The sequence below is a fragment of the Psychrobacter immobilis genome (assembly GCF_904846175.1).
Lineage (GTDB): Bacteria > Pseudomonadota > Gammaproteobacteria > Pseudomonadales > Moraxellaceae > Psychrobacter > Psychrobacter immobilis_E.
The window spans coordinates 48427-73234 of record NZ_CAJGZM010000008.1; the positions used below are offsets into that span (position 1 = coordinate 48427).

The following is a 24808-nucleotide window of genomic DNA, read 5'->3' on the forward strand; positions in this document are numbered from 1 at the left end:
AATAGCTAAGAGAATTCTTAGCTATTTTTTTTATTCTTATTGTTTATATTTCTTGCTTCTTTATGCATTTGTATGCCTATAGCAACTAGAACTAGAGGTTGGTATGTGGGCGTAATTGAGTATAAATTGAGTAGTTTGTGAATATAATGGCAAGATTGCTTAGAGGTTTTAAATTAAGCGCAAAAATTTGCTATAATCACTCTCTTATTTTACTCATTTTAAAAAAGTCCTTTTATGAAAGAATCCTTACGCCTGCGTTTAGACCAGATGGTAGACCGTTATGAAGAGGTCACCGCCTTATTATCAGACCCGAGTGTCATCAGCGATAATAATAAATTCCGTGAATTGTCCGTCGAACACAGCGACTTGATGGATATCACGACATTATGGCAGAACTATGTGCGTGCAGAAACGGATCAAGCGGATGCAGAGGTGATGCTAGCGGAAGCTTCAGACCCTGAAATGAAAGAAATGATGCAGGACGAGATTGACAGTGCGCGTGACACCATCGTAGAGATGGAAGAAGCGCTTAACGTCATGATGTTGCCAAAAGACCCTAACGATAAAGTACCTGCGTTTCTTGAGATTCGGGCAGGAACAGGCGGTGATGAAGCGGCGATTTTCTCTGGTGATTTGTTCCGTATGTATCAAAAGTACGCCCAAACTCAAGGCTGGACGGTAGATATTTTGTCGGCTAATGAGGGTGAGCACGGCGGCTATAAAGAAATTATTACCCGCGTGTCGGGCAATAGTGTTTATGGTCGTTTAAAGTTTGAGTCGGGCGCTCACCGCGTCCAGCGTGTCCCTGAGACCGAAAGCCAAGGCCGCGTCCATACCTCGGCTTGTACGGTTGCGGTCATGCCAGAGGTTGAGATTGATGATACCGTCGATATCAATCCTGCCGACATTAAAATGGATACCTTCCGCTCAAGCGGCGCCGGTGGTCAGCACGTTAACACCACAGACTCTGCGGTACGTTTGACGCACATTCCGACTGGTACCGTGGTAGAGTGTCAACAAGAACGCAGTCAGCACAAAAACCGTGCGCATGCGATGAAAATGCTGGTGTCCAAAATCCAACAAGCAAAAGTACAAGCACAGGTTGATGTGGCGGACTCGATACGTCGCGACTTGGTCGGTAGCGGTGATCGCTCAGAGCGTATCCGTACTTATAACTTCCCGCAAGGTCGCATGACTGACCATCGAATCAACCTGACGTTGTATAAGCTTGATGCGATTATGGAAGGCGATATGGATGAGTTACTAGATGCGCTGCTGCGTGAACACCAAGCAGACTTGATGGCGAGTATTGGTGGTGCTTAATAAAAAATTGCTAAGTCCATGAGAGGCGTGCGTCATGCATATAATAACCAGCTCAGCGCTACTATTACCATTCGACAAATTCGCGATGACCATCATTGCGATGTTAATGGCGTTTTGGTTATCTGCTTGTAGCGTTACACCTTCATCAACGCCAGTCTTACAGCCAGAGCAGAGCGATAGTAGTGCAGAAAATGATACTGCAACAAACGATAAAAATGATCCGTTTGCTTATCAAGCCTGTGTTTATCCGCCTAACGAGATGGTACAAGCCTGTACGGCAAAGGGTGGCGCGTTTTCACAGCAAGGAATGCTTGGTTGCTATCAGTGTGTGGTTTCTTATACAGATGCAGGTAAAGCTTGTCAAGACAGTAGCGACTGCCAAGGTAAGTGTAAAAATACGGGTGAGTTTATTGATGCCAGTACTAAAAATCAGTTAGGACAGTGCGCCAGTGACAGTAGCCCGTTTGGCTGTTATCAAACGATTGAAGAAGGCGTCACACGGCCCGCCATCTGTGTCGATTGATTCGGTACTTTTTTTAATTTTAAAAACGCATCATCATTATTCAACTGTCTTATTTGAAATTTTTAATTCTGTATTCTAAATTTATAGTTTTCGTTTATTCCTTTAATTATCTAATAATTTTGAGAGTGTTATGTCAAAGCCTAATAATCAAAATCAGCAAAATAACCAAGAGCAAGTTCCAGAAGATGCTAACGAGCTGATTGCTCAATTGCAAGCTAAGTTGGATGATATCGTCGCATCGGGTAAACAACCTTATCCGAACACCTTTAAGCGTACGGATTACGCTCAGGATTTACAAACGGCTTTTGATGGTATCTCAAAGCAAGAAATTGAAGATAAAATTGCCAACGGTGAAAAAACTCAGGTAAACGTTGCCGGTCGCGTGATGCTAAATCGTGGGGCGTTTATTGTCATTCAAGATATGACAGGTCGTATTCAGTTATATGTGGCACGTAAAGAGCTAGATCCAGAGACATTGGCGACTATTAAATCACTAGATTTGGGTGATATCGTTGGTGTATCTGGTTATATCGGTCGTTCTGGAAAAGGCGACTTATATGTCCATATTGAAGAGTTTCATTTATTGACGAAAGCGCTACGTCCGATGCCAAATAAGTTTCATGGCTTAGCTGATGTAGAAGCACGCTATCGTAATCGCCATCTTGATTTGATGACTAATGAAACTACTCGCGATACTTTTGTGATACGCAGTCAAGTGATTAGCGGTATTCGTAAGTTTATGTTAAATGAGCGTTTTATGGAAGTTGAAACGCCGATGATGCATTCTATCCCAGGTGGTGCGGTGGCGCGTCCGTTTGTGACCCATCATAACGCTTTGGATATGCCGTTATATTTGCGTATCGCGCCTGAGCTATATCTGAAACGCCTTGTGGTTGGTGGTTTTGAGAAAGTATTTGAGATTAACCGCAGCTTCCGTAATGAAGGTGTATCAACTCGCCATAATCCTGAATTTACTATGATTGAGTTTTATCAGGCGTATGCTGACTATCATGACTTGATGGATTTGACCGAGCGCTTGTTCAATGAGCTAGCGATGGATATCTTGGGCACGACTGAGCTGACTTATCAGGGCGAAGCGATTAGCCTAAAAGCACCATTTATCCGCCTGTCTATGTCTAATGCGATTGCTAAGTATGCAGAAAATTTCGATATGGCACGCATTAATGACCGTGACTATCTTGCAGAATATGCTTCAACGACCCTTAGACAACAAGTAAAAGACGTCTTTGGTGTGGGCAAATTGCAGACCATTATCTTTGAAGAAACCGCTGAGCATCAGCTACGTCAGCCGACTTTTATCACAGAATACCCTGCTGAAACGTCACCACTGGCACGCCGCAACGATGACAATCCTGAAATTACCGATCGCTTTGAGCTATTTATCGGTGGTCGTGAACTGGCCAATGGTTTTAGCGAGCTTAATGATCCTGCCGATCAAGCCGAGCGTTTCCATGGCCAAGTCGCCGAAAAAGACGCTGGCGATGATGAAGCGATGCATTTCGATGAAGAGTACATCGAAGCCTTGTCTTATGGATTGCCACCAACAGCAGGCGAGGGTATTGGTATCGATCGTTTGGTGATGCTATTTACAGACTCGGCCAGTATTCGTGATGTGATTTTATTCCCGCACATGCGCCGCAAGCATGAAAGCTAGACTGCTTTACTTGCCATAAATCCACGCTGGGACTAAACTGAAAATAAGAAGGCTTTTTCTACTTTTAAAGGAATGGTCTCAAGTTCTTTATGAGACCTTATGTATAGGGATATTATGGACACTCAGCAAGTACCAGCGTCGATTTGGCAGCAGATGATTCAGCAGAATTTTTTATCTTTGTACGACTTAACCGCAGACAAAATTACTGACCCTGAGTATCTTCAGGGTTATGATTTTGTTTTTGAGTTTTCTAATGCCATGGTTTACCTTATCATCAACGATGTAACGATACAGGCTGATAGGCAGGATATCGATAGTACTCAAGTTCGTACGTGGAGAAAAGAAGTTGTCAACCAACTGATTAAGCAACATGCTCAGTTATATCTTAAAAATGATCAGGCGCTTGCTTATAAAAACAAATCTAAAAATGAATCGGCATCTGACACAACAACAGACAAGGCGATTTATTTTATTGGCTTGACCTCGTTGTCGGTTCAGCATCAAGAGATTGCTGAAAAGAACAGCGCTCAGAAGGGTTATCAAAATAGCTATCAGAATAGTTATCGTAATAACCATCAGAGCAAGCCCGTAGAAGCCGCCTCTTATGCGGTTGGCTATGAATATGGTAGTCAGTTTTTTGCAGAAGATTGTGTGCTAGATTTGGACGATGAAGAAAGTGTGCTACAAGTATTTAGCTATCAGAACTTCACTGAGATACTTAAGCAACTGGTAACGCCCAGTGATTTGACGGCATTTTTAGATTTCCATCGGCGTAAGCTTGCTGGGTTTGAAGCGTTTCAAGACGAATCATCCTTGCTTGCACAGTTTTTACAGTCGCCAGATTTTCATCAAAGGGCGATTGAAGTTCAAAAACAACTGGTCAGCCATAACTTGATAGCGCAGATTGAACCACGATTGTTAAAAGCGGCAGAGCCTGAGCAGGCGGAATTTGCTAAAGCATTGATGGCAGAGATTCAAAAGAATACACGCATGTGGTATCGGCTTTTTAATAGCTTAGTCAGAGAGTGTTATGACGCGGGTACGCCACTGCCAAAAGAGCAAGTTGATATTTTGGTCGACGAGTCCATGTACACCTATGCTTGTTTGGTAGAAAAAATATTGGCTCACAGAAGCATTGACCAAGATTCTCGGTGGACGGGCTACGTGCGCCATGAGTATTCTTATAATGTCTTTGGGCGTCATTATCTGCTGGTGTTTTATGCGCAAGATGACAACAGCTCGTTAAGTGCCGACAAGGTGCGTGCGGGTCATCAAGATTTATTATTCGAGCTCAATGCCCAAATGCAGCAGCCTGTTATGCAAGATCTGTTTTTAATTGGTGTCGACGTCAGACCTTGTGAAGATAGCGTGAATACCGAAGTTCATCTTGACGCATTTCATCAGCATGGCTCGCTTATCGATGCAAATACCCAGCGTTTGTACCAACAGTTGGCTGAGTTGCGAGCTCAATCATAAGCTATCCTAGAAATTAGTTTCAATGCTTGGTTTTAATGCTTAGCTTTAACATTTAGCTTTGCTATTTGGTTTGAATAATTGGCTTCGGTATCTGGTTTTAAGGTAAATCGCTGATTTGATGCTTTATTTATATTACTACTCACATTGGCATTCATTATGACGCAGCAATATCAAGTTTTAGCGCGCAAATATCGCCCAAAAAACTTTCACGAGTTGATTGGGCAGTCACACGTCTCACAAGCACTGATTAATGCGATTGATTATAATCGTCTGCATCATGCTTATCTATTTACGGGTACGCGCGGTGTTGGTAAGACCACTATTGCACGTATTTTATCTAAATGCCTAAACTGCGATACCGGTATTACCAGCACCCCATGTGGCGTCTGTGATAACTGCGTGGCGATTGATCAAGGGCGTTTTATTGATCTAATTGAGATTGATGCTGCCTCTCGTACCAAAGTTGAAGATACTCGTGAGCTACTTGATAATGTACCTTATGCGCCAAGCCAAGGTCGCTACAAGGTATACCTGATTGATGAAGTGCATATGCTGTCGACGCACAGCTTTAATGCGCTGCTCAAAACCTTGGAAGAGCCACCTGAGCATGTAAAATTCTTACTAGCCACCACCGATCCGCAAAAGTTGCCGATCACGATTATCTCGCGCTGTTTGCAGTTTGTGCTGCGTCCTTTATCGCAAAGCTTGCTCAGTGAACACCTAGCCAATATCTTAACCCAAGAGCAAGTTGGCTATACGCAGCCTGCACTTTGGCAGTTGGCCAGTGCCGCCAAAGGTTCTGTACGTGATGCGTTGTCATTGACCGATCAAGCCATTGCTTTTGGGCAAGGTGCACTCGATGATGTGACGGTCAATGCCATGCTCGGCTTAATTGATGCGGCTGATTTAGTGCGTTTAATTACAGACATTTATAATCATGATAAATCTGCCGTCGCCGCTCATATTGAGCAGATGCGTGCGCAAATGGTCGATGCTACTAGCATGTTTGATGGTTTGGCTGAGCTGCTACATCAATTGGCATTGACGCAACTGCTACCTGAGGTTGCCCTTAACGTAAACGAGGCACAAGCGCAGCAGATTAATCAGCTCGCCCAGCATATGAGCCCTGATGTCTTACAGCTATATTACGAAATCGTGGTACAAGCGCGTGAAGGCGTCAAACTGGCTAGCACACCGATGCAAGCGCTAGAGATGTGTATTTTACGTCTATTGGCTTTTCGTCCGTTACCCGTCGATGAGATTTTAAAGAACGTACCTGATACTGCTATATCGTCTGACCCTGTATTATCTGGTTCTATAGCATTAGTAGAAGCCGTTGCTTCTACTAATGCTACGGCTGCATCTAATACAGCATCAATAAATACAAATACCGTTGAGGTATCAAATACCAATGCGCTTTTAAATACTAATGCGCATTCAGTATCGGCTTCTTTATCAGTGCCAACCTCAGCAGTAGTGGAAGCGATATCAGAATCGCAGCCAGAACCACAGTTAAAACCAGCAGCGAAATCAATACCGCCGCTACCAGACTATATTGCTGATTATGACAGCTCAAATCAAAATGAGATTGAGTCATACAACACAAACTATGATGATGCTGAATTTGAACAATATAATAGTTACGGCAATGATGAAAGATTAGGTTTGTTAGACAGCAACGTTAACTCTGAGCCTGTTGTTGAGCCTGAACCTGTTGTTGAGCCTGAGCCTGTTGTTGAGCCTGACGCAAATGATGCTCAATTATTATCCCAGCTTGATGACCCGCGTACCCTGTTACGTTGCGCCCCGCAAGAGTTGACGGGCGAATGGACACCAGAAAAATGGGACTATTGGCTGCAATGCGCTCGCGAAGCTGGTAGTTTGGCTTCAGATGAATTGGCGTTGGCGCGTCAAGGGATGATGACCGGTCACTGTAATGATAAAGCCGTCTTTGTCACGGCAGTCGACAGCAAGCATTTGCAAGCCACCTTTCAACAACTCGCGGCAAAATTGCAAGAACAGTTTACGCAAGCGGACATCAGCTTGCAGATAGATGGCAGTGTCATGCAGTCCGATGATAAGACCCCTGAGCGCCGCCAACAAAAACGCCTTATAGAAGCCCGTACAGTTGCGGAGTCTAAATTGCTCAATACACCTGTGATGCAATATTTGACGGAACGCGGCGAAGGGAAAATGGGTAAGGTTCAGTTATATTAAACAATCAGCAATTTTATGTTTGGCATTTTTTAATAACTAAACTATTAATAAGCTTATTATATTTACCAAGATATCAAGGTGGAATAACTTTATCGCCTTGATATTTTTGGTTTTATCGATGGAGAAGATTTTTTAGTTGACCATCAGAGTTATATTAAAAAACTGTAAGATTTATGATAATCCGCTATAATGGTTAAGTTATATTAAAAACTAAAAAGCAGCTTAGGTGGGAATATGTTAGATAATTTACGTGGTATGGCTGTGTTTGCCAGTGTGGTCGGACACGGCTCTTTTAGTGGTTCAGCTCGCGAACTGGGTATCACAACCAGTGCGGTCAGCCAGCAAATCCGCTCTTTAGAGAATGAGCTGGGCGTAGTTCTATTGCATCGCTCAACTCGTAAGCTAAGCTTAACAGAAGCGGGCGCAAGCTTTTATGAAGCAGCGAAAGACGTGGTTAGCGCCGCTGAACAAGGGCGTATTAAAGTCAATCAATTACGTGATGAGCTGGCCGGTAGCTTGCGTATTGCAACGACACCTGAGCTTGGCGTCCATCATATTTTGCCCGCTCTATCTACTTGGATGTCGGCGCATGATGACCTTAGCATTACGTATTTTGCCGACAATCATTATATTGACATGATTGATGAGCGTATCGATATTGCGGTACGTATGAGCCCCAATATCAATGACTCAACCTTGAGCAATCATCCGTTATCTGATGTGCGTCAACTGTTGGTCGCCTCACCGCAGTATTTACGTCAGCATAAAAAGATCGAAACACCAAAAGATTTGGCAGACCATCAGCTGATTTGTATCGATATTATGAAAGATGCGAGTCATGTAGAGCTTACCCAGACTGAAACAGGCAAGAAAACACGTATTAAAATGAACTCACGTATCCATACTAATAACGTCTTTATGGCAATGACTTTAGCAAAAGAAGGTCATGGCTTGATTCGTATCATGGAAATGGACGTCAAAAAAGAGCTTGAAAGTGGCAATTTAGTCGAAGTGTTAACGGGCTATCAGCTGCCAAGTTTTGTGTTATATGCCGTCACCTTAAACCGTGATCAGCAACCTGCAAAAATCACCCGCTGCTTAGAGGTGTTAAAAAAATATTTTCATGCTAATTAAGTCGAGCGTTTAACAACCTTTACTTGGCAGTAATTTTAAAGTGTTAAAAAGTAAAAAGCCTATAGATAAGTTATCTATAGGCTTTAGACTTTGATTAAATCAACCGTTTAAAACGAAGGTTTTAGTAAATCAACCAAACGCTCGACCACTTGTGAGCTTTCATCACGAGTCATATTAAGTGGTGGCAGCAGACGAATCACATGACCGCCTGTAACGTTGATAATTAATTTTTGCTCATCACGGGCACGGTCAACCAATTTGCTACAGTCTATCTGTTCAGGGAGCGCGATACCAATCATCATTCCAGCGCCGCGAGTGCTGACGCCATATTGCCCAAGTGCATTAACTACACCCTCACGAATGAATTGTCCTTCGGTGACGGCATTGTCCATGATATCGCCATTTGCAAGTACTTCATAAACGCTGTGTACTACGCGACTGGCCAATGGTGTGCCACCATATGTTGAACCATGACTACCGGCACCAAACAAGCCATTGGCGCGTCCCCGTACCATGCAAGCACCTACAGGGAAACCATTACCTAAGCCTTTAGCAGTCGTTAGTACATCAGGGCGCGCATTGCTATGCTGATAAGCAAAGTACTTGCCTGTACGGCCGTTACCGGTTTGTACTTCATCCAACATAAATAACCAGTTATGGTTATCGCATACGGCTTGTATCTGTTCAAGGTAAGTAAAACCATTTTCTGCGGTATTAAGACCACCTTCACCTTGGATAGGCTCTACAAATACCGCACAGATATCATCATGGTCTTGAGCTGCTTGTTCAATGGCAGCAATATCACCAAAGGGCACACGGATAAAGTCTTCATCCAAAGTATAAAAACCTTCACGTGCTTTAGGATTGGCAGTTGCTGATAATGAGAGCAAGGTACGACCATGAAATGATTGTTCCATGACGATAACTTTTGGGCGTTTAAAATCCTGCTGATACGCATACAGTCGCGCCAATTTTAGTGCCGCTTCATTGGCTTCAGCACCACTATTAGCAAAGAATACGCTATCCATTTGCGCGGCATGACATAAGGCTTCGCCAGCGCGCTCTTGCCAATCGATGCCAAATAAATTACTGGTATGTACCAAGGTCGCTGCCTGCTGCTGAATAGCCTCCGTAACCTTTGGGTGACAGTGCCCTAAGCCGCATACTGCGATACCCGTCAAGGCATCTAAGTAAGGCGTGTCATCTTTGGTATAAAGCCAACTGCCTGAACCGCGTGTGAAGCTGATTGGTTGACGATTATAAGTGGGCATCAGGTAAGTAGCAGACATGTAAAACATCCTTGGGATAATGAAAGGTTAAAGGGATTGGTTAGAGCTCATCAGAAAACGGCGTCGATTCAGCAGGTAAGGTATATTCTTCGTTTGCCCATGCGCCTAAGTCGATAAGCTTGCAGTGATGACTACAAAACGGCTTATATTTATTGTCTTGCCAGGCGGTTTGATTGCCGCACTCTGGACAAGGATAGGTTTTAGGTAAGGGATTGGTGCTAGAAGTAGATTCAGTCATAATAAAAGTGGGTATATCCTAGAGGCATATTAGTAAATGCGGTTATGCAAAACAGCGCTTATAATCAACAGCGAGTATGAATAATGGGTGTTTTCTAAACAGATAAATTGGTACGATTGATTTATTTAGAGGTTTCAAAATCACGATGGCATTAAAACGACAAACTAATGGTCAATTGCACTGATCAATTCGCGATTGTCGTTCGATGAGCAACGTAGTTGCCTTACTATCGTGCTGGATTGACTATATAATAGCATGTGGTCGAATAATGACAAATGACAAATACCTTAAGGATAGTAGATGACTCATTATCTTGAGCTTTCACATCAGCAGCAGCGTGCTTTTCAACCACAAAAACTCTCAGCCCCACGCGATTTTATCATGCCACAGGTATTGGTCGACGCTGAGCTGCCTTTAGTGTTAGAGATTGGGGCAGGGAAGGGTAAACATGCGCTTAGCTTTGCACAACAAAATCCTGATAGGCGCCTGATAGCCATCGAGCGCACGCGCAATAAGTTCGAGGCCTTTGCTAAATTGGCAGGACAGCAAAAATCAAGCAATCTAAGCGCAATTCATGCGGATGCCATCGCATGGATTGTTTATGCCATTGCGCCAAACAGTATCGAGCGTATCTTTATATTATATCCCAATCCTGAGCAACATAATCCTAATCAGCAATGGTTGAACATGCCTTTCTTTGAGTTCTTACTCTCTCGTTTGCAGGTAGGTGGGGAAGTGGTACTGGCGACTAATATAGAAGCCTATATGGATAATGCAGAACAGCAGGCCAATGAGCTTTGGTGCTTACCGAACACGCGCCATAAAGTGGCAAGCGATAGTCAACGCACACACTTTGAAGTTAAATACTTGGCGCGTGGTGAGACATGTTGGCAGCTAAACATGCGTAAGCCTGAAGGGTATCAAACCAGATTTGATACATAGCAAGCAAACCTTGAATCACAGGGTAAATAGCCTAAGCGAATAAAATAACAAAAATAATAGTTCAAAAAATTAGAATGTATTTCTAATATACTTATATAAAATAGCCTAAGCAAAAAAATGTAAATAATAAAAAAGACCGCTACAAAAGAGCGGTCCAAAAAAATATCAATATTTACGAATTATAGAAAAGGTTTTACCAATTTATTAGAGTCAGTATATGCATCTAACACTGTCAAGAATGTATAAGCACCAATAAACTTCCTGCTGATAAACATAAACTCTTTAGGTGGTAGGTTAAACTCAAAAGATTGCATCGCTTGCGAAGCATTGTTCGAGAGGCGAGTATGTAATTTACTGTTGGCCCAAATGTAACGCTGCTGTTCATCTAAACAGTTATCAGGTATGTCAGGATTTAAGGTAGGGTCACTAAAAGGTTCTGTGGCCAATAAAAACAAAGAAGCGATATCGGAGCGTACTTTATCGCTCATGCTATCGAAAAAATCATAACCGATCATAGCTCGTTCCATTGCCTGATGATCATGACGATATCCCGCTCGTAATAACCCGTGCGCAATCGTCAATAAGGTATTGTCAAACTGGCGAATGGCACCAAAATCTAGCAAGACCAGTTTATCGATTTCATGTTCATCAGGAGCGACGCGAACGAGGTAATTACCAAAATTTGGATCCGTCTGCATCTCTCCCCAAACAAAAATCTCTTGCATCATGATTTCGATAGCCGCCTGACCAATGGCGCTGCGGCGCTCATGCGGTAATAATTGCAGCGCTTCAGAGACAACGGTAATACCCGGCTCATAAGACATGCATAACAAGCGTTTGGTTGAGTAAGTACGATTGATTTTGGGAACGATATAACGCGGGTCGTCAAATAAGCGCTCATAAAAACGCTCTGTAGTCGCCGCTTCCGCTTCATAGTCGACTTCGTGATGGAGTAGGTCACGTATCTCTTCAAACCATGCATCGAGTGCGCGTGTTTGCGGAACGATATTACTGACCTTTAATAAACGTTTAAATAAAGCCAAGTCAGAATTGATGGCATCCGCTACACCGGGATATTGAATTTTTAACACCACTTGTTCGCCAGTTGCCAATACGGTTGCTCGATGCACTTGGGCGAGGGAAGCAGTGCCGATAGGAACTGGATCAACCTCAAGCTCATTTAACTTAGCGCCCAATAACTGTCGTAATGTCAGTTCAATTTTTGGCCATGCTAAGGTTGCAGTATCATCATTAAGTGTTTGTAGGGCACGTGTGATTTCGGGCGGTAATATATGCTCGCCATAAATCGCTAGCATTTGACCAATTTTTACCACCGACCCTTTTAATTTACCCAGCTCTTCTGCCAAATAATGTGCCTGTTCTTCCATAAATATTTGGTTACGCGCCGTACGTGCTTCTTTGTTTAAGAACATACCAGACACACTATTACCTGCCCAACGACGTCCGATATTTAAGGAAGTTTTCGCAATGGACATCCGGCGCTCAAAACCCGAGGTTTTTAAGTTATCGATAGATTGCTTGTTATTAGACGGTTTATTGCTAGGAGGTCTAGAGGTATCATTTGCCATAAATATAATCATTCATCCGGTTGCTATTGATTTGCGGGCTTAAAACCGACAATACAAGGAGATGCGACGTACTGGTACAAAATTGTATCACATAACGGGAGGTAGTTTGAGATGCCTGAGCTTAGCATGAACAGTTACTTTGTAAGTTAAAATATGCTTATTAAAAGCACGCCTATTAATTGCTAAGTAACAAGCTACTACTAAGCATTAAAGCGCTAAAAATTAAGCACCACAATAATGATCTTTATTCTAACACTAAGCCGTCAAAGATAAATTTTTAGAAATAAGATGATAAAAAATGCGCAGTCAAAAAATCCGACCTAGCATTACACTAGGTCGGATTATGACAAAAACGATACAAGTTTTAAAACAGAACTTTTAAAAAACGGAGCTTCTAAGATAGAACCTTTACGTCAGCTTAACGGTATTAAAGGTTTTCGCGAGCAATCGCATGATGTCCGATATCACGGCGATAATGTGCACCATCAAAACTAATGGCAGCAGTGACTGCCAATGCTGCTTGCTGCGCTCCTGAGATAGTATCTGCTAGCGCAGTCACACATAATACGCGCCCACCATTGGTAACAATTTCTTTTTTGCTGTGAGTTGTTACATCAGGATTGATATTATCCAACTCAGCATGACTAAATGCAGTACCTGCGTGGAAGACTTTTACCGCATTTTGATTGTCTGCATCTAACTCTGGTAAGCCTGCAATTACATCACCTTTTGATGAAGTTTCAGGATAGCCTTTTGAAGCAACGACAATACCAAGAGCAGGGCGATCATCCCATTTGGCTTCGGTCGGTAATTTACCTTCCAATCCTTGTGCGACCAAATCAACCATCGATGATTGCAAACGCATCAAAATCGGCTGCGTTTCTGGGTCGCCAAAACGGCAGTTAAATTCAATCACATATGGGTCGCCCGCATCATCAATCATAAGCCCCGCGTATAAAAATCCCGTATAAGGATGACCGGCGGCTTTCATCGCCTCAACGACAGGTTGGATGACTTGGGTCATCACCTTGTCATGAACGTCTTGAGTGACGACTGGCGCAGGAGAGTAAGCACCCATGCCGCCTGTATTTGGACCAGTATCCCCTTCAAAAGCACGCTTATGGTCTTGACTGGTTGCCATCGGTAAGATGTTTTCACCATCTACCATACAAATAAAGCTGGCTTCCTCACCTTGCAAGAACTGCTCAACGACCACGCGGCTACCAGCATCACCAAATTTATTGTCGGCAAGCATATCGTCAATTGCTTCATGTGCTTGTTCGATGGTTTCAGCAACGATAACGCCTTTACCCGCAGCCAGACCGTCGGCTTTAATAACAATCGGTGCACCTTGCTCATCAATATAAGCTTTAGCAGCAGCAGCGTCTGTGAATCCTTGATAAGCAGCCGTAGGAATACTGTTTTGTTCCATAAATTCTTTCGCAAAGGTTTTTGAGCCTTCGAGCTGCGCACAATAAGCAGTTGGCCCCCACGCTTTGATACCAGCATCACGGCAAGCATCGATAATACCCGTCACCAAGGGTGCTTCTGGACCAACAATAACCATGTCTATGGCATTATTTTGGCAAAATTCGATGACTGCACTGTGTTCGTTAGTATTGGCTGAATCCTCTAACGTGACGTTTTGGCATTTAGGTTCAAGGGCAGTGCCAGCATTACCGGGCGCAACATAGATGTTTTGTACGTTGTCGTCTTTTGCACACTGCCATGCTAGCGCATGTTCGCGACCACCTGAGCCAATCACCAAAATATTCATCATACGTCTTGCCCTTAGCATTAAAATTCATAATGTGTGAGTGAGTACTGAGCCAGTAGAACACGGTTCAATATACTGCGGTATTCTAACAAAAAAACGCCGTGATTGTCATGAGTATCCACCTGCCAGCAAGTATTAGACTACATTAGGATGTTATTGTCTCATTATTAAAGGTTATCGACATATTGATGATTCATGAAATGATGTTGTACGCTTTAGCTATGCGCTTAGGTGCGTTACACTTTAATAGATTGGCAGCAGGAAAGACCCGCGAATGGCTATTTATGAGATACACAATTTGAGCCATTGAATGCCAGTAAAATTTAACGATTATTTAAAAAAGGGAGATTAATTACAGACCCGATACGTATACTAAATAAGCACGATGATACAGAACTACGTTTGTAGAGAAGCATGGTTATATGGAAGCGAGGTACAAAAATACTGCTAATAAATAGCATGGATGAATGGCTGCAAACAATCGGCATCAAGCAAAAATAGGTCAGTCACAGAAGAAACTAGAACAACAAACTTATAACAAAGGACAATGGATATGCCTAACACCCTAAATATCGCAAAAGAGCGGATTAGCCAAATAAGCGATATTGCCACCAGTTATGTACAAAAGGACAAATCATTATTTGACCATTTTATTCATAGCTATTATCAGCCGCTGCATCAAGAAGCCGCAAAAAATATCAGTAATACTGACTTAGCGGGGATGGCGCTGCATCACTTTACCCTTCTCAAAGCCTATGATGGTAGTCAACCGCAGCTTGCTATTTTAAATCCTATTGCCGAAGAGCAGCATTTTCATAGCTCGCATACGGTTATTCAAATAGTCGCTTACGATAGACCATTTTTAGTAGACACCCTTTTGATGAGCCTAGAAGCGGAAGGTATTGACGTCCATCGCACCTACAACATCATTATGAATATCGAACGTGATGAAAATGGTGGTATTACTCATATCGAAGGCGCAGAGGAAAGTGGCACTTCACACATGTCTTTGATTCATTGTGAAATTGCTTATCAAAACAATGATGAGTTGGCGGCCTTAAAGAAAATGCTGCTCGCAAAAATTGATACACTCGATATCGTTGTTGGCGATTGGCAACAAATACGTACTAAATTGATGGACGTAAAAGCGGAGCTGGCTACTAAGCCGCTACCTGAAGTATTTTACTCTCAGCAAGAGATTCAAGCATTTTTGGATTGGATATTGGATGAGCATTTTATATTTTTAGGCTACCGAGAATATCGCTTGGAAGATGGAAGTGACGTTGACGTTAATAGCACGACTAATCAAGCAGCCAACAGGGATTTAGACTTATTTTCAATTGGTAATAGTGGTCTTGGTCTATTGCGTGGCAGTAGCGAGGATGCGCTTTCAAAGAGCTTTGATGAGCTGCCGAGTAACCTTAAAAAGCTATTAACTGAGCCTCAGGTGTTGATGCTGTCTAAATCAAGCCGTGTGTCGCCAGTCCACCGTCCGGTATACATGGATTTTTTGGGGATTCATAAGTTTGATGACAATGGCAAACTGATCGGTGAATATCGCTTTATTGGACTATTTACTGCGCAAGCCTATCAGCTAAGCGTACAACAGATTCCGCTACTGCGTGAAAAAGCCAATAAAATCATGGCGATGGCGGATTTACCACGTGACGGACATGCCTATCATAAAATGATGCACGTTATTAATTCTTTACCACGTGATGATCTGTTTCAAGCCAGCGTCGAAGAGTTATATCCTATCGTATCTGGCATTAGCCAGCTTCAAGACAAGAAGAGCTTACGTTTATTTAGCCGCGTCGATCATTATCAGCGCTTTGTCTCCTGCTTGGTCTACATCCCGCGTGATAAGTTCAATACCGAACTGCGTATTAAAGTACAAAATGTCCTAAAAAACGCTTATGGCGGTACGTCATCCGGCTTCACGACGGAATTTAACGAGTCTGAACACGCCCGCGTCCATGTGCATGTACGCACTGTGCCCGGTCAAGTGAACGAGGTAGATACGGCGGCATTGCAAGATAAGCTGTCGGCTCTTATGCAGTCATGGAGCGATAACTACCAAAGAATGCTCTTGGATAATGTGGGCGAGCAGCAGGCCAATGCCTTAATGCGCCGATTTCTAAACTACATTCCTGCGGCCTATCAAGAGCGCTTTGATGCGCGTACAGCGGTTGAAGACACCAAGCGTTTGGCTAACTTGACGGACGAGCAACCGATGATCTGGCATTTATACCAGTCAACGGGTGATGCGAGCAATCAGCTGCATCTCAAGCTATATGGTCGTCAGCAGCCAGTCATTTTATCCAAAGTATTACCGGTATTAGAAAATTTCGGTGTATCGGTTATTTCTGCGCAAACCTATGAGTTTGATTTATCAGAGCAGCCTATCTGGATGCAGGAGTATGAGCTGTTATTAGAGCATGTTGATACTATCGATATGAAAGTGGTACGCACACAGTTCGAAGACAGTCTTAAGCAAATTTGGGCTGGGCGTGTTGAGAGTGACTCCTTTAACGAATTGGTATTGATTACCAAGCTAGACACTTATGATGTGGTGGTCTTGCGAGCCTTGTCACGTTATATGATGCAAGCAAAAGCGCCATTCTCTAGTGTTTATATTCAACAAACCATGATAAAAAACAGTGATATCAGCGTGGCGTTGGCTGATCTGTTTGATGCGCGTATGAATCCTAAATACGATGAAAGTGAACGTGCAACCAAAACCAGTCAGATTCAGGCGCAAATTAACAAAGCTCTAGCAGGAGTTAGTAGCCTGGATGAAGATCGTATCTTCCGTTGGTATTTGGATTTAATTAACGCCATGGTACGCACCAACTTTTACCAAAGAGAGGCGGATGGGAAACGTAAAGACCGTTTGTCGTTTAAGTTCTTGGCAGCAGACATTCCAAACTTACCCAAACCTAAACCGATGTTTGAGATATTTGTCTATTCGCCACGTGTGGAAGCGGTGCATTTGCGCGGCGGCAAAGTAGCGCGTGGCGGTCTGCGCTGGTCGGACCGTATGGAAGATTTCCGTACCGAAGTACTAGGTCTGGTCAAAGCACAAATGGTCAAAAACGCGGTGATTGTCCCAGTAGGTTCCAAAGGTGGTTTTATCGTTAAGACCAAAACCATGGCCGATGGTCGTGACGCCTTCCAAGCAGAAGGTATTGCCTGTTATCAAGCATTCCTCCGCGGTATGCTTGACGTCACTGACAATATTGTTGATGGCGAAATCATTCCGCCAGCCAATACTGTGCGCCATGATGAGGATGATCCGTACTTAGTCGTTGCCGCTGATAAAGGCACCGCTACTTTCTCAGATATCGCCAATGCTTTATCAAGCGAGTATAACTTTTGGCTTGATGATGCTTTTGCTTCAGGAGGCTCGGTTGGTTATGACCATAAAGCGATGGGTATCACCGCACGCGGTGGCTGGGAGTCGGTAAAACGCCACTTCCGTATGCGCGGCATGGACATCCAAAACCGCGATGATTTTACCGTCGTTGGTATCGGTGATATGAGCGGTGACGTCTTTGGTAATGGGATGCTCAGATCCACTCATACCAAGCTGGTTGCTGCCTTTAACCATCTGCATATCTTTATCGATCCAAACCCAGATACTATAGTGTCTTATGCCGAGCGTGAACGCTTGTTTGAAATGCCGCGATCAACGTGGGACGATTATGAAAAATCGCTCATCAGTCAAGGTGGTGGCGTCTTCTCCCGTCAAGATAAGACCATTGCGATCAGTCCTGAAATGAAAGCATTATTTGATATCAGTGAAGATAGCCTTGCGCCCAATGAGTTAATCAGTGCCTTATTAAAGTCGCCTGTTGATCTGATTTGGAATGGTGGTATCGGTACCTATGTGAAAAGCGCGAATGAGAGTCATGCTGATGTTGGTGACCGTGCCAATGACGCCGTGCGCGTCAATGGTGGTGAGCTGCGTACAGCAGTCGTTGGCGAAGGTGGTAACTTAGGCTTTACTCAACAGGGGCGTATTGAATACGCACAAACGGGTGGGCGCATTTATACTGATGCTATCGATAACTCGGGCGGCGTCAATTGCTCAGATCATGAAGTGAATATCAAGATTTTACTTGGCAAAGTGGTCGAGCAAGGCGATATGACCTTAAAGCAGCGTAACGAGTTGTTAGAGTCTATGACCGACACGGTCGCTGAATTGGTACTGCGCCAAAATTATCTACAACCGCAAGCGCTAGAGCTTAGCCATCTGCGTGCCGCAGCAAACTTAAGCGATCATCAACGCTTTATTCAAATGTTAGAAGCCGAAGGTCGTTTGGACCGCGCCATTGAGTATCTGCCATCCGATGAAGAAATTGCTAAACGCCAAAAAGCGGGCACAGGTCTTACCAATCCTGAGCTGGCAGTCGTGATGGCTTACGGAAAAATGTGGGTTTATGATAATTTATTATCGTCAGATTTACCTGATGCACTATACTTCGTCAATGAGCTGCGTCAATACTTCCCTGATGAGCTGGCATCGCGCTTCTTTGATGAGATGAAAGAACATCGTCTGCATCGTGAAATTATCAGTACCTATTTAACCAATAGCATCGTCAATCGTCTGGGTATCGAAGCGATATTCCGACTGCATGAAGAAACGGGACAAACGCTCGCCACTATTGCACGTGGTTATGCGATTGCACGTGACGTCTTCCATGTGTCAAAAGCATGGGATCTACTTGAGTCGCTGGACAATCAAGTCGATGCGACCTTGCTGCTCGAGCTTGAGCTGCGTCTGCGTGATGCCCTCGAAAATGGAGTGGTTTGGTTTATCAATGCCTTTGGTCAAGATTTGCAAGTTGCTGATATGATCAATCGCTTTGAAGACAGTGTCGAGAAATTGACCAAATCCGGTGGTTTTATCGAGCAGCAATTCTCAGAATACTTGCAAGAAGACACCACAAGCTTAATGGCAAATAATCTCTCTGCTAATGATGCGGCGATGTTTGCGATGCTGCCTTATCATGTCGATGCGCTTGATGCCGCGCTATTGGCTGAGCAGTATGAGCGCCCAGTCGATGAGATTGCGACCTTATACTTTGAGGCCTATCACGTCCTGCAGTTAGATTGGATGATGGACAATATTGCCACGTTACCGCAGCAAGACCACTGGGATCGCCGCGCGCGTCACGCCCTCGTCAACGAAGTCTCGCGCAGCTTACGTATGCTTATGGATACCTTGTTGACACAATCTGATGCTAAGCAAGCCTTTAATGACTGGAAATCACGTCATGCCAGCCAGCTTGACGCCGTCACTGCAGAGATGCAAAAAATCGATAGCAATGATGAGAGTACTACCAGCTTATCGACGTTATCAGTGTTAATGAGTGAGCTTAGTGGTCTCGTAACTAAATAGCGAGCAAATAGAAGGCTGGCTAAGTGTTTATATACAATAAGCACATCTTTTGATTAAAAAAACCACCGTTATGAGTTAACGGTGGTTTTTTATTCTCTAATGCTCAAATAATAAATAGAAGCAATAAAAATGATAAAAGCGCTAATCTACCTTTACGAAAGTATTTAAACGCCGCATTTTACCATTCTTTTCAAGCCATACTTTATCTGCATCATCACGATAACTGTCAAATTGGGGTTTTAGTATCACGTCACTTTTATCGTTAATAATCCCAAACTTACCCGCTTGCTTATAAGTATAGAGCTGATGATATAGCAGTTTTCTAATCGGTGCGTCTGATGCGAGGATTAACTTACCATTAGCGTCGATAATTTGAGCGCTAATAATATCGTCTTGAATATCTTCACTCATGCCAGTAGCGGTGCTACCAGCAACTAACGTGCTGCGTAAAAATAGTATCGGCTTGGCAGAGTTATTAAAAGATTCGATATGTTGGTTGGCAGCGAGTGGAATGATGACATCATTGTTTTGGTCAATAAGCGCCGTTTCATTTTTAAAGCTGACTTGTAGGTATAATGGCTCGCCTGTACAGGCATTTAACGGATGAATCGCATCGTATTGTGGCATTACAGCCCAGTAGCCTCTATCATCAAGCAATCCTGTCAGACCACTATTTTTAGCCACTATAAAATAATCTTGGTCATAATCAGAATCGTAATGCGCATGCTCGATATGAGCATTGTCTAACGGATAAACCCAGCCGCCATGGCGATTGATAATACCCTGTTTGGTCTTACCATCTGATGACTTAACGCTGACAATAAAGCTGGTGGCAATATCCGTTTCGGTTTGAATCTCATCATATGTAAAAGGCACAATTATCTTGCCAGCCGCATTAACGACGCCGTATTTACCATTTTGCTGAGCTAATACATATCTATCCATCACTATATAAGCATCAGACAAATTATCCGTGATGATATTGCCATTTAGATCGTGTAGCTGCTGCGTGCCATCTGTTAATTCGATTAACTTGCCAGCAAAAGGCTTATTATTTTCGATACGCTCAAAATAACTACTGGGTAAATAACCGGCGCAGCTAATTGTTGCATAAGCAGGGGTAAAATTTAAAATAACAGCGATGATTGTGAAGATACCTACCATCATCGGTCGCGCATTCATATGAGTAAGCTGAATCATAATGTGCATAACATTGACCACTCCAAAATTTCTTTAGCATTAACTGGCTATATGATAGCAGCCTGGACCAGTAATTTTACTAAAGCCTCCTGACAGCTTATCAACTTGAATTTGGGTTAAAATACGCTCTTTTAGGGCTTGTACGTGTGAGATGACACCAATCAACTTGCCTTCTTGTTGCAAACTGGTCAAGGTATCTAAAGCAATATCAAGTGACTCTTCATCTAGAGTGCCAAAGCCTTCGTCCAAAAATAATGAATCGACGCGGATATTGTGACTGGCCATCTGCGATAATCCAAGTGCAAGCGCCAAACTGATAATAAACCCTTCACCACCGGATAGATTTTTGGTACTGCGTATCTCGCCACCTTGATAGTTGTCAATGACATTGAGCTCAAGTGGATTATTGTCATCACGAGCCAGCAAATAGCGATCGCTCATTTTGTGCAGTTGGGCATTGGCATGTGTCACCATAATATCAAAGGTTAAACCCTGTGCAAAAGTACGATACTTCTTACCACTACTTGACCCTATCAATTCATTGAGTTGTCGCCATACTTGCAGGGTCTCTTTTTGCTGAGCAATAGCTTGACGTTGGGCTTGTTGATTGCCTTTTTTCTCTTCATTGTCTTTGAGCTGTTGACTCATGGCGCCAATCGCCTCAATCAAGCCGTGCAGCTCATTTTGCGCCAGATGCTGCTGCTGAACCAACGTTTCTCTTTCTTCAGTGGTTAAGGATTCAGACTTTTTCTTAGTAAGTGCTTGCATGGTTTGAGCCAATAGCGATTGCGCTTGCTTGAGCGTATCACTTATCTGCTGCTGCTGCTCCGTTAGGCTATGGCGCTCGGCGGTAGGTAGGCGCGAGCGCATGAAGTCTGCTTCATCAATAAAATCAGAGCTGGCGAGCGCCGCTTTAAAGATATCTTCTTGCATGGTGAGGGCAGTAGTAGCAGTGGTTAATTGGTCGGTAAGCTGTTGCTGTTTCTCCTGTAATTGCTGAAGGACATGCTCAGCACTGTCTAACTGTCTTTGTGCCGAGACCTGTTCAGTATTTGCCTGTTCTACTAAAGCGCGTAATCGTGTGTCTTCTTCATCAGGATTAATAGTGATGTTATTGCTATGATCAGCACCGGTATTACGTGCGTTGTCCGTAAAAATCTCGCGCCGTTCAGCCGTTAACTGTTCAAGCATTTCAGTTTTATCAGCAACCGCTTGAGTCAGGTGATCAAGCTCAGCCTGGTCTTTATCTAATTGTGCTTGCTTGGTTTTGATTTGCACCGTTACGCTGCCAAGCGCAGTCATCAGGGTTTGTTGCTCACTCTTATAGGCATTGAACTGCTGTTTTAATTGCACCAAGTTACTACGCTGCTGACGAAGTGTATGGATATGAGCGTCATAGTCCGCCTCGTTTAATACAATTTTCTCATCTATACTCGTTATCAGCGGCTGTAAGGTGGCAGGCTTTGCGACGGCATCTAATGCATAAGCCAGATACTTATTTAATATCGCTGATATAGCGCCTTTAAGCGTGGTTAATTCAATAAAATTCGCGCAAGTTTTTTTATCGATACCTTCTATAGCCAACAAACCTATTTTAATATTAGTTTTAATCTCGTGCATATCACTAGCAAGCGCGTACTGCTGTTGTTCCAACGTCTCAATGGTTTTGCTGATTTTAGCAAGCTCATCGCTCAGTGCTTCATATTGGACAAGGGTGTTTTTTAAAGAATACCTGTGCTCGGTAAGCTGGTCCTTAATCGTACCCAGCGCTAATAGCGTATCTTTTATAAGGTTAAAATCCGCTGAATCAGTCGTTATCTGCCTATTTAGCAAATCCATATCTGCGCCAAGCTGCCCAATTGGATTCATGATGGTGGTGAGGGCGTGAGAATCAGAATAGGTTTTATGCAAAAGTGGCTGTATTAAGCGACCGCTGTCTGCGCACAATGTTTTTATCTGCTCATATAGTGGGCTTTTTTGTTCTTGCCACTGGTCAATCTGACTTTGAGTAGTGGCATACTCAATACGCTGCTTAGATAAGGTTTGTTCTATCGCATTTATCGTCGTATCCAGATCCTTTATCTGCTGCTGCGTTTGGGCAACTTCGGATGGCTCCTTATCTAACACAGGGTGATGCTCGCCGTAAGGATGCTCAAGCGCGCCGCAAAGCGGGCAAGGGTCGCCCTCTTTTAATTGGCTAATATAACGCTCTAAACTTGCGACGTGTTGCCATGAGTCCAACAGCTTTTGCTTATCTTGACGACGGTCTTTTGACACTTTTTGAACCGATTCGTTATCAGTAATAGCCGTTGCCAGTTTGACCAATGTCTCATTGAGAGTGGGCAGGGTGGTGTTTATCTTATTAATTTGTGTCGTAAGCGCAGCCATTTGCTGTGCTTTAAAGATCACTTGCTCAATCTGGCTGTTAGTGTGGTCAATCTGTTCTTGCTCGCCACGTATATCAGCCAATGACTGCTCTTGGGTTAAGCCAGCCTGCTTTTCTTGTAAAGCCGTTGATTCCTCACGCGCCTTGGCAATCAAAGATTTAGTGGTGTCTTGCTGCTGCTGACATTTACCAAGGTTGGCTTGATAGTCGCTGGTTTTATGATGATGGTTATATTTTTCATTTACTAGAACGGCATTGTCTTGTAGCAGCACCTTTAGACGGCTGCAATGACTGTCAAAGTTTGCCGCATCAGTATCGATATCGTGCAGAGCGTCAGCCTCACTAAGGTACGCCTCTATACTCGCCAGCTGGGCGCTATCATGATTCAATTGGTCTTTGTGATAATCTATCTCTTGACATAAGCGCTGTATATTGGCTGCTATGGCTTGCTTTCTTTGGCGATGGTCGTCTAACACATGCCTGTGTTGGGCGATAGTCGCATCCAGCTTGCGGGCTTGTGCAATTTTGGGCAAAGTGGTTTGTAGCTCATTACTTGCTGTCTGCGTACGAGCCTTAGCCGCTTGTAGAGCGCTCGTGGCTTGCGTGAGTTGATTTTCTTGCTGCGGCAGTTGATGATTTAGCGACTGCTGTTCATCTTGTAAGCGCTTGACAGTGTCACGGTTATGAACAAGTTGGCTGTATTGACTGTCAATCTCCAGCGCTTTATTGGCGGCGATAAGGCGCTTAGCATGAGGAATAAAATCTGCCTGCGCTTGCTTTGCCGACGTAACATCCTTTTGATAACTGACGACGTTTTGTTCTAACTCCGTCACGGCATCGAGCCAATTGATTTGCTCGTTAAGATGCTGATAGTATTGCTGCTGCTCGGTTTGTGCGGTTTGATGCGCTGTTAATTTTTCGCCAATCAGCGCTTCTTCATCTGCTTCTAACAACGTTAAGCCATCTAAGCCAAACTGCAACTTGCTCAATATTTCTTCTTCATGACGTTTTTTTTCAAAGACATGGGTTGATATTGTCGCGTAGATATCAGTGCCAGTTATTTTTTCTAAGATGTCAGCACGTTCATCGGCTTTGGCTTTTAAAAACGCGGAAAAACTCCCTTGAGCCAATAAGATTGAGCGGGTGAACTGTTGGAAATCCATCCGTGTCAGCTCAATGATTTTATCTTTGGTGCGTGACAGCTTGCTTTCTAATATTTCATCGCCCGCTGGCACGTCTGCGTTGTCTAGATTGCCAGTTTCGGGCTTCACCAAAGCTATCTCGTGGGTAGCATCTTGCAAGTTACCATCCGCTTTACCATAAGCGCGGCGCTGACCCCAGCGGCAGCGATATTGGGTGCCATTTAAATCAATCACCACTTCAGCGAAACACTCCGCCGTTTGCCGCGTCATGACCTCATTACTGCTTTTGCTGATGCTATTAATCCGCGGTGTCTCACCATATAGCGCAAGACATATGGCATCCAAAATCGTCGTCTTGCCAGCGCCTGTTTGACCAGTAATGGCAAATATTCCTTCATTGATAAAAGCGGAATCAGCAAAATCGATATGCCATTCGCCCTTTAAGGAATTTAAGTTTTTGAGTCGTAGTTCAATTAGGCGCATGTATAGGTCT

The 24808-nt window shown here is 43.6% G+C and carries 14 protein-coding genes; 8 read left to right on the forward strand and 6 right to left on the reverse strand.

Annotated features, from left to right (window positions below; genetic code table 11):
- The first annotated feature begins 234 nt into the window (after positions 1-234).
- The 6 genes from prfA (at position 235) to JMW39_RS10610 (ending at position 8348) form a co-directional block, all read left to right on the forward strand.
- A complete protein-coding gene (gene prfA, locus JMW39_RS10585) occupies positions 235-1323 on the forward strand; it encodes a peptide chain release factor 1 (RefSeq protein WP_201546432.1) in 1089 nt (362 codons plus the stop codon).
- 34 nt (positions 1324-1357) lie between these two features.
- The gene (locus JMW39_RS10590; protein ID WP_201546433.1) at positions 1358-1846 is read left to right on the forward strand and encodes a hypothetical protein; all 489 of its coding nucleotides are present in this window, start codon (positions 1358-1360) and stop codon (positions 1844-1846) included.
- Between the two features lie 130 nt (positions 1847-1976).
- Positions 1977-3521, forward strand: a complete 1545-nt coding sequence (lysS, locus tag JMW39_RS10595; protein WP_201546434.1) for a lysine--tRNA ligase — start codon at positions 1977-1979, stop codon at positions 3519-3521.
- Positions 3522-3620: 99 nt separating this feature from the next.
- Positions 3621-4997 carry a hypothetical protein gene (locus tag JMW39_RS10600; RefSeq protein ID WP_227679492.1) on the forward strand — a complete coding sequence of 459 codons (1377 nt, stop codon included), beginning with the start codon at positions 3621-3623 and terminating at the stop codon, positions 4995-4997.
- A gap of 156 nt (positions 4998-5153) precedes the next feature.
- A complete protein-coding gene (dnaX, locus tag JMW39_RS10605; protein WP_201546435.1) occupies positions 5154-7214 on the forward strand; it encodes a DNA polymerase III subunit gamma/tau in 2061 nt (686 codons plus the stop codon).
- Positions 7215-7448: 234 nt separating this feature from the next.
- The gene (locus JMW39_RS10610) at positions 7449-8348 is read left to right on the forward strand and encodes a LysR family transcriptional regulator (protein WP_183618283.1); all 900 of its coding nucleotides are present in this window, start codon (positions 7449-7451) and stop codon (positions 8346-8348) included.
- Between the two features lie 107 nt (positions 8349-8455).
- Here the strand turns inward: JMW39_RS10610 and JMW39_RS10615 are convergent, their stop codons facing one another.
- The gene (locus JMW39_RS10615; RefSeq protein ID WP_201546436.1) at positions 8456-9637 is read right to left on the reverse strand and encodes an aspartate aminotransferase family protein; all 1182 of its coding nucleotides are present in this window, start codon (positions 9635-9637) and stop codon (positions 8456-8458) included.
- A 40-nt stretch (positions 9638-9677) separates the two neighbouring features.
- A complete protein-coding gene (locus JMW39_RS10620; protein WP_201546437.1) occupies positions 9678-9875 on the reverse strand; it encodes a DNA gyrase inhibitor YacG in 198 nt (65 codons plus the stop codon).
- Positions 9876-10175: 300 nt separating this feature from the next.
- Between JMW39_RS10620 and trmB the strand changes: the two genes are divergently transcribed.
- Complete coding sequence (gene trmB / locus JMW39_RS10625) at positions 10176-10817, forward strand: tRNA (guanine(46)-N(7))-methyltransferase TrmB (RefSeq protein WP_201546438.1); 642 nt, start codon at positions 10176-10178, stop codon at positions 10815-10817.
- A 179-nt stretch (positions 10818-10996) separates the two neighbouring features.
- Here the strand turns inward: trmB and JMW39_RS10630 are convergent, their stop codons facing one another.
- Together JMW39_RS10630 and purD are read right to left on the reverse strand one after the other, a co-directional pair.
- Positions 10997-12406, reverse strand: a complete 1410-nt coding sequence (locus JMW39_RS10630; protein WP_201546439.1) for an ABC1 kinase family protein — start codon at positions 12404-12406, stop codon at positions 10997-10999.
- Between the two features lie 427 nt (positions 12407-12833).
- Positions 12834-14183 carry a phosphoribosylamine--glycine ligase gene (gene purD / locus JMW39_RS10635; protein ID WP_201546485.1) on the reverse strand — a complete coding sequence of 450 codons (1350 nt, stop codon included), beginning with the start codon at positions 14181-14183 and terminating at the stop codon, positions 12834-12836.
- A gap of 553 nt (positions 14184-14736) precedes the next feature.
- Here purD and JMW39_RS10640 point away from each other — a divergent pair.
- Positions 14737-19587 carry an NAD-glutamate dehydrogenase gene (locus JMW39_RS10640; protein WP_201546440.1) on the forward strand — a complete coding sequence of 1617 codons (4851 nt, stop codon included), beginning with the start codon at positions 14737-14739 and terminating at the stop codon, positions 19585-19587.
- Positions 19588-19728: 141 nt separating this feature from the next.
- Here JMW39_RS10640 and JMW39_RS10645 read toward each other — a convergent pair whose 3' ends face one another.
- Together JMW39_RS10645 and JMW39_RS10650 are read right to left on the reverse strand one after the other, a co-directional pair.
- A complete protein-coding gene (locus JMW39_RS10645) occupies positions 19729-20796 on the reverse strand; it encodes a WG repeat-containing protein (protein WP_201546441.1) in 1068 nt (355 codons plus the stop codon).
- Positions 20797-20826: 30 nt separating this feature from the next.
- Positions 20827-24798, reverse strand: coding sequence for an AAA family ATPase (locus tag JMW39_RS10650; protein WP_201546442.1), 3972 nt, complete (start codon positions 24796-24798; stop codon positions 20827-20829).
- Positions 24799-24808 lie beyond the last annotated feature (10 nt).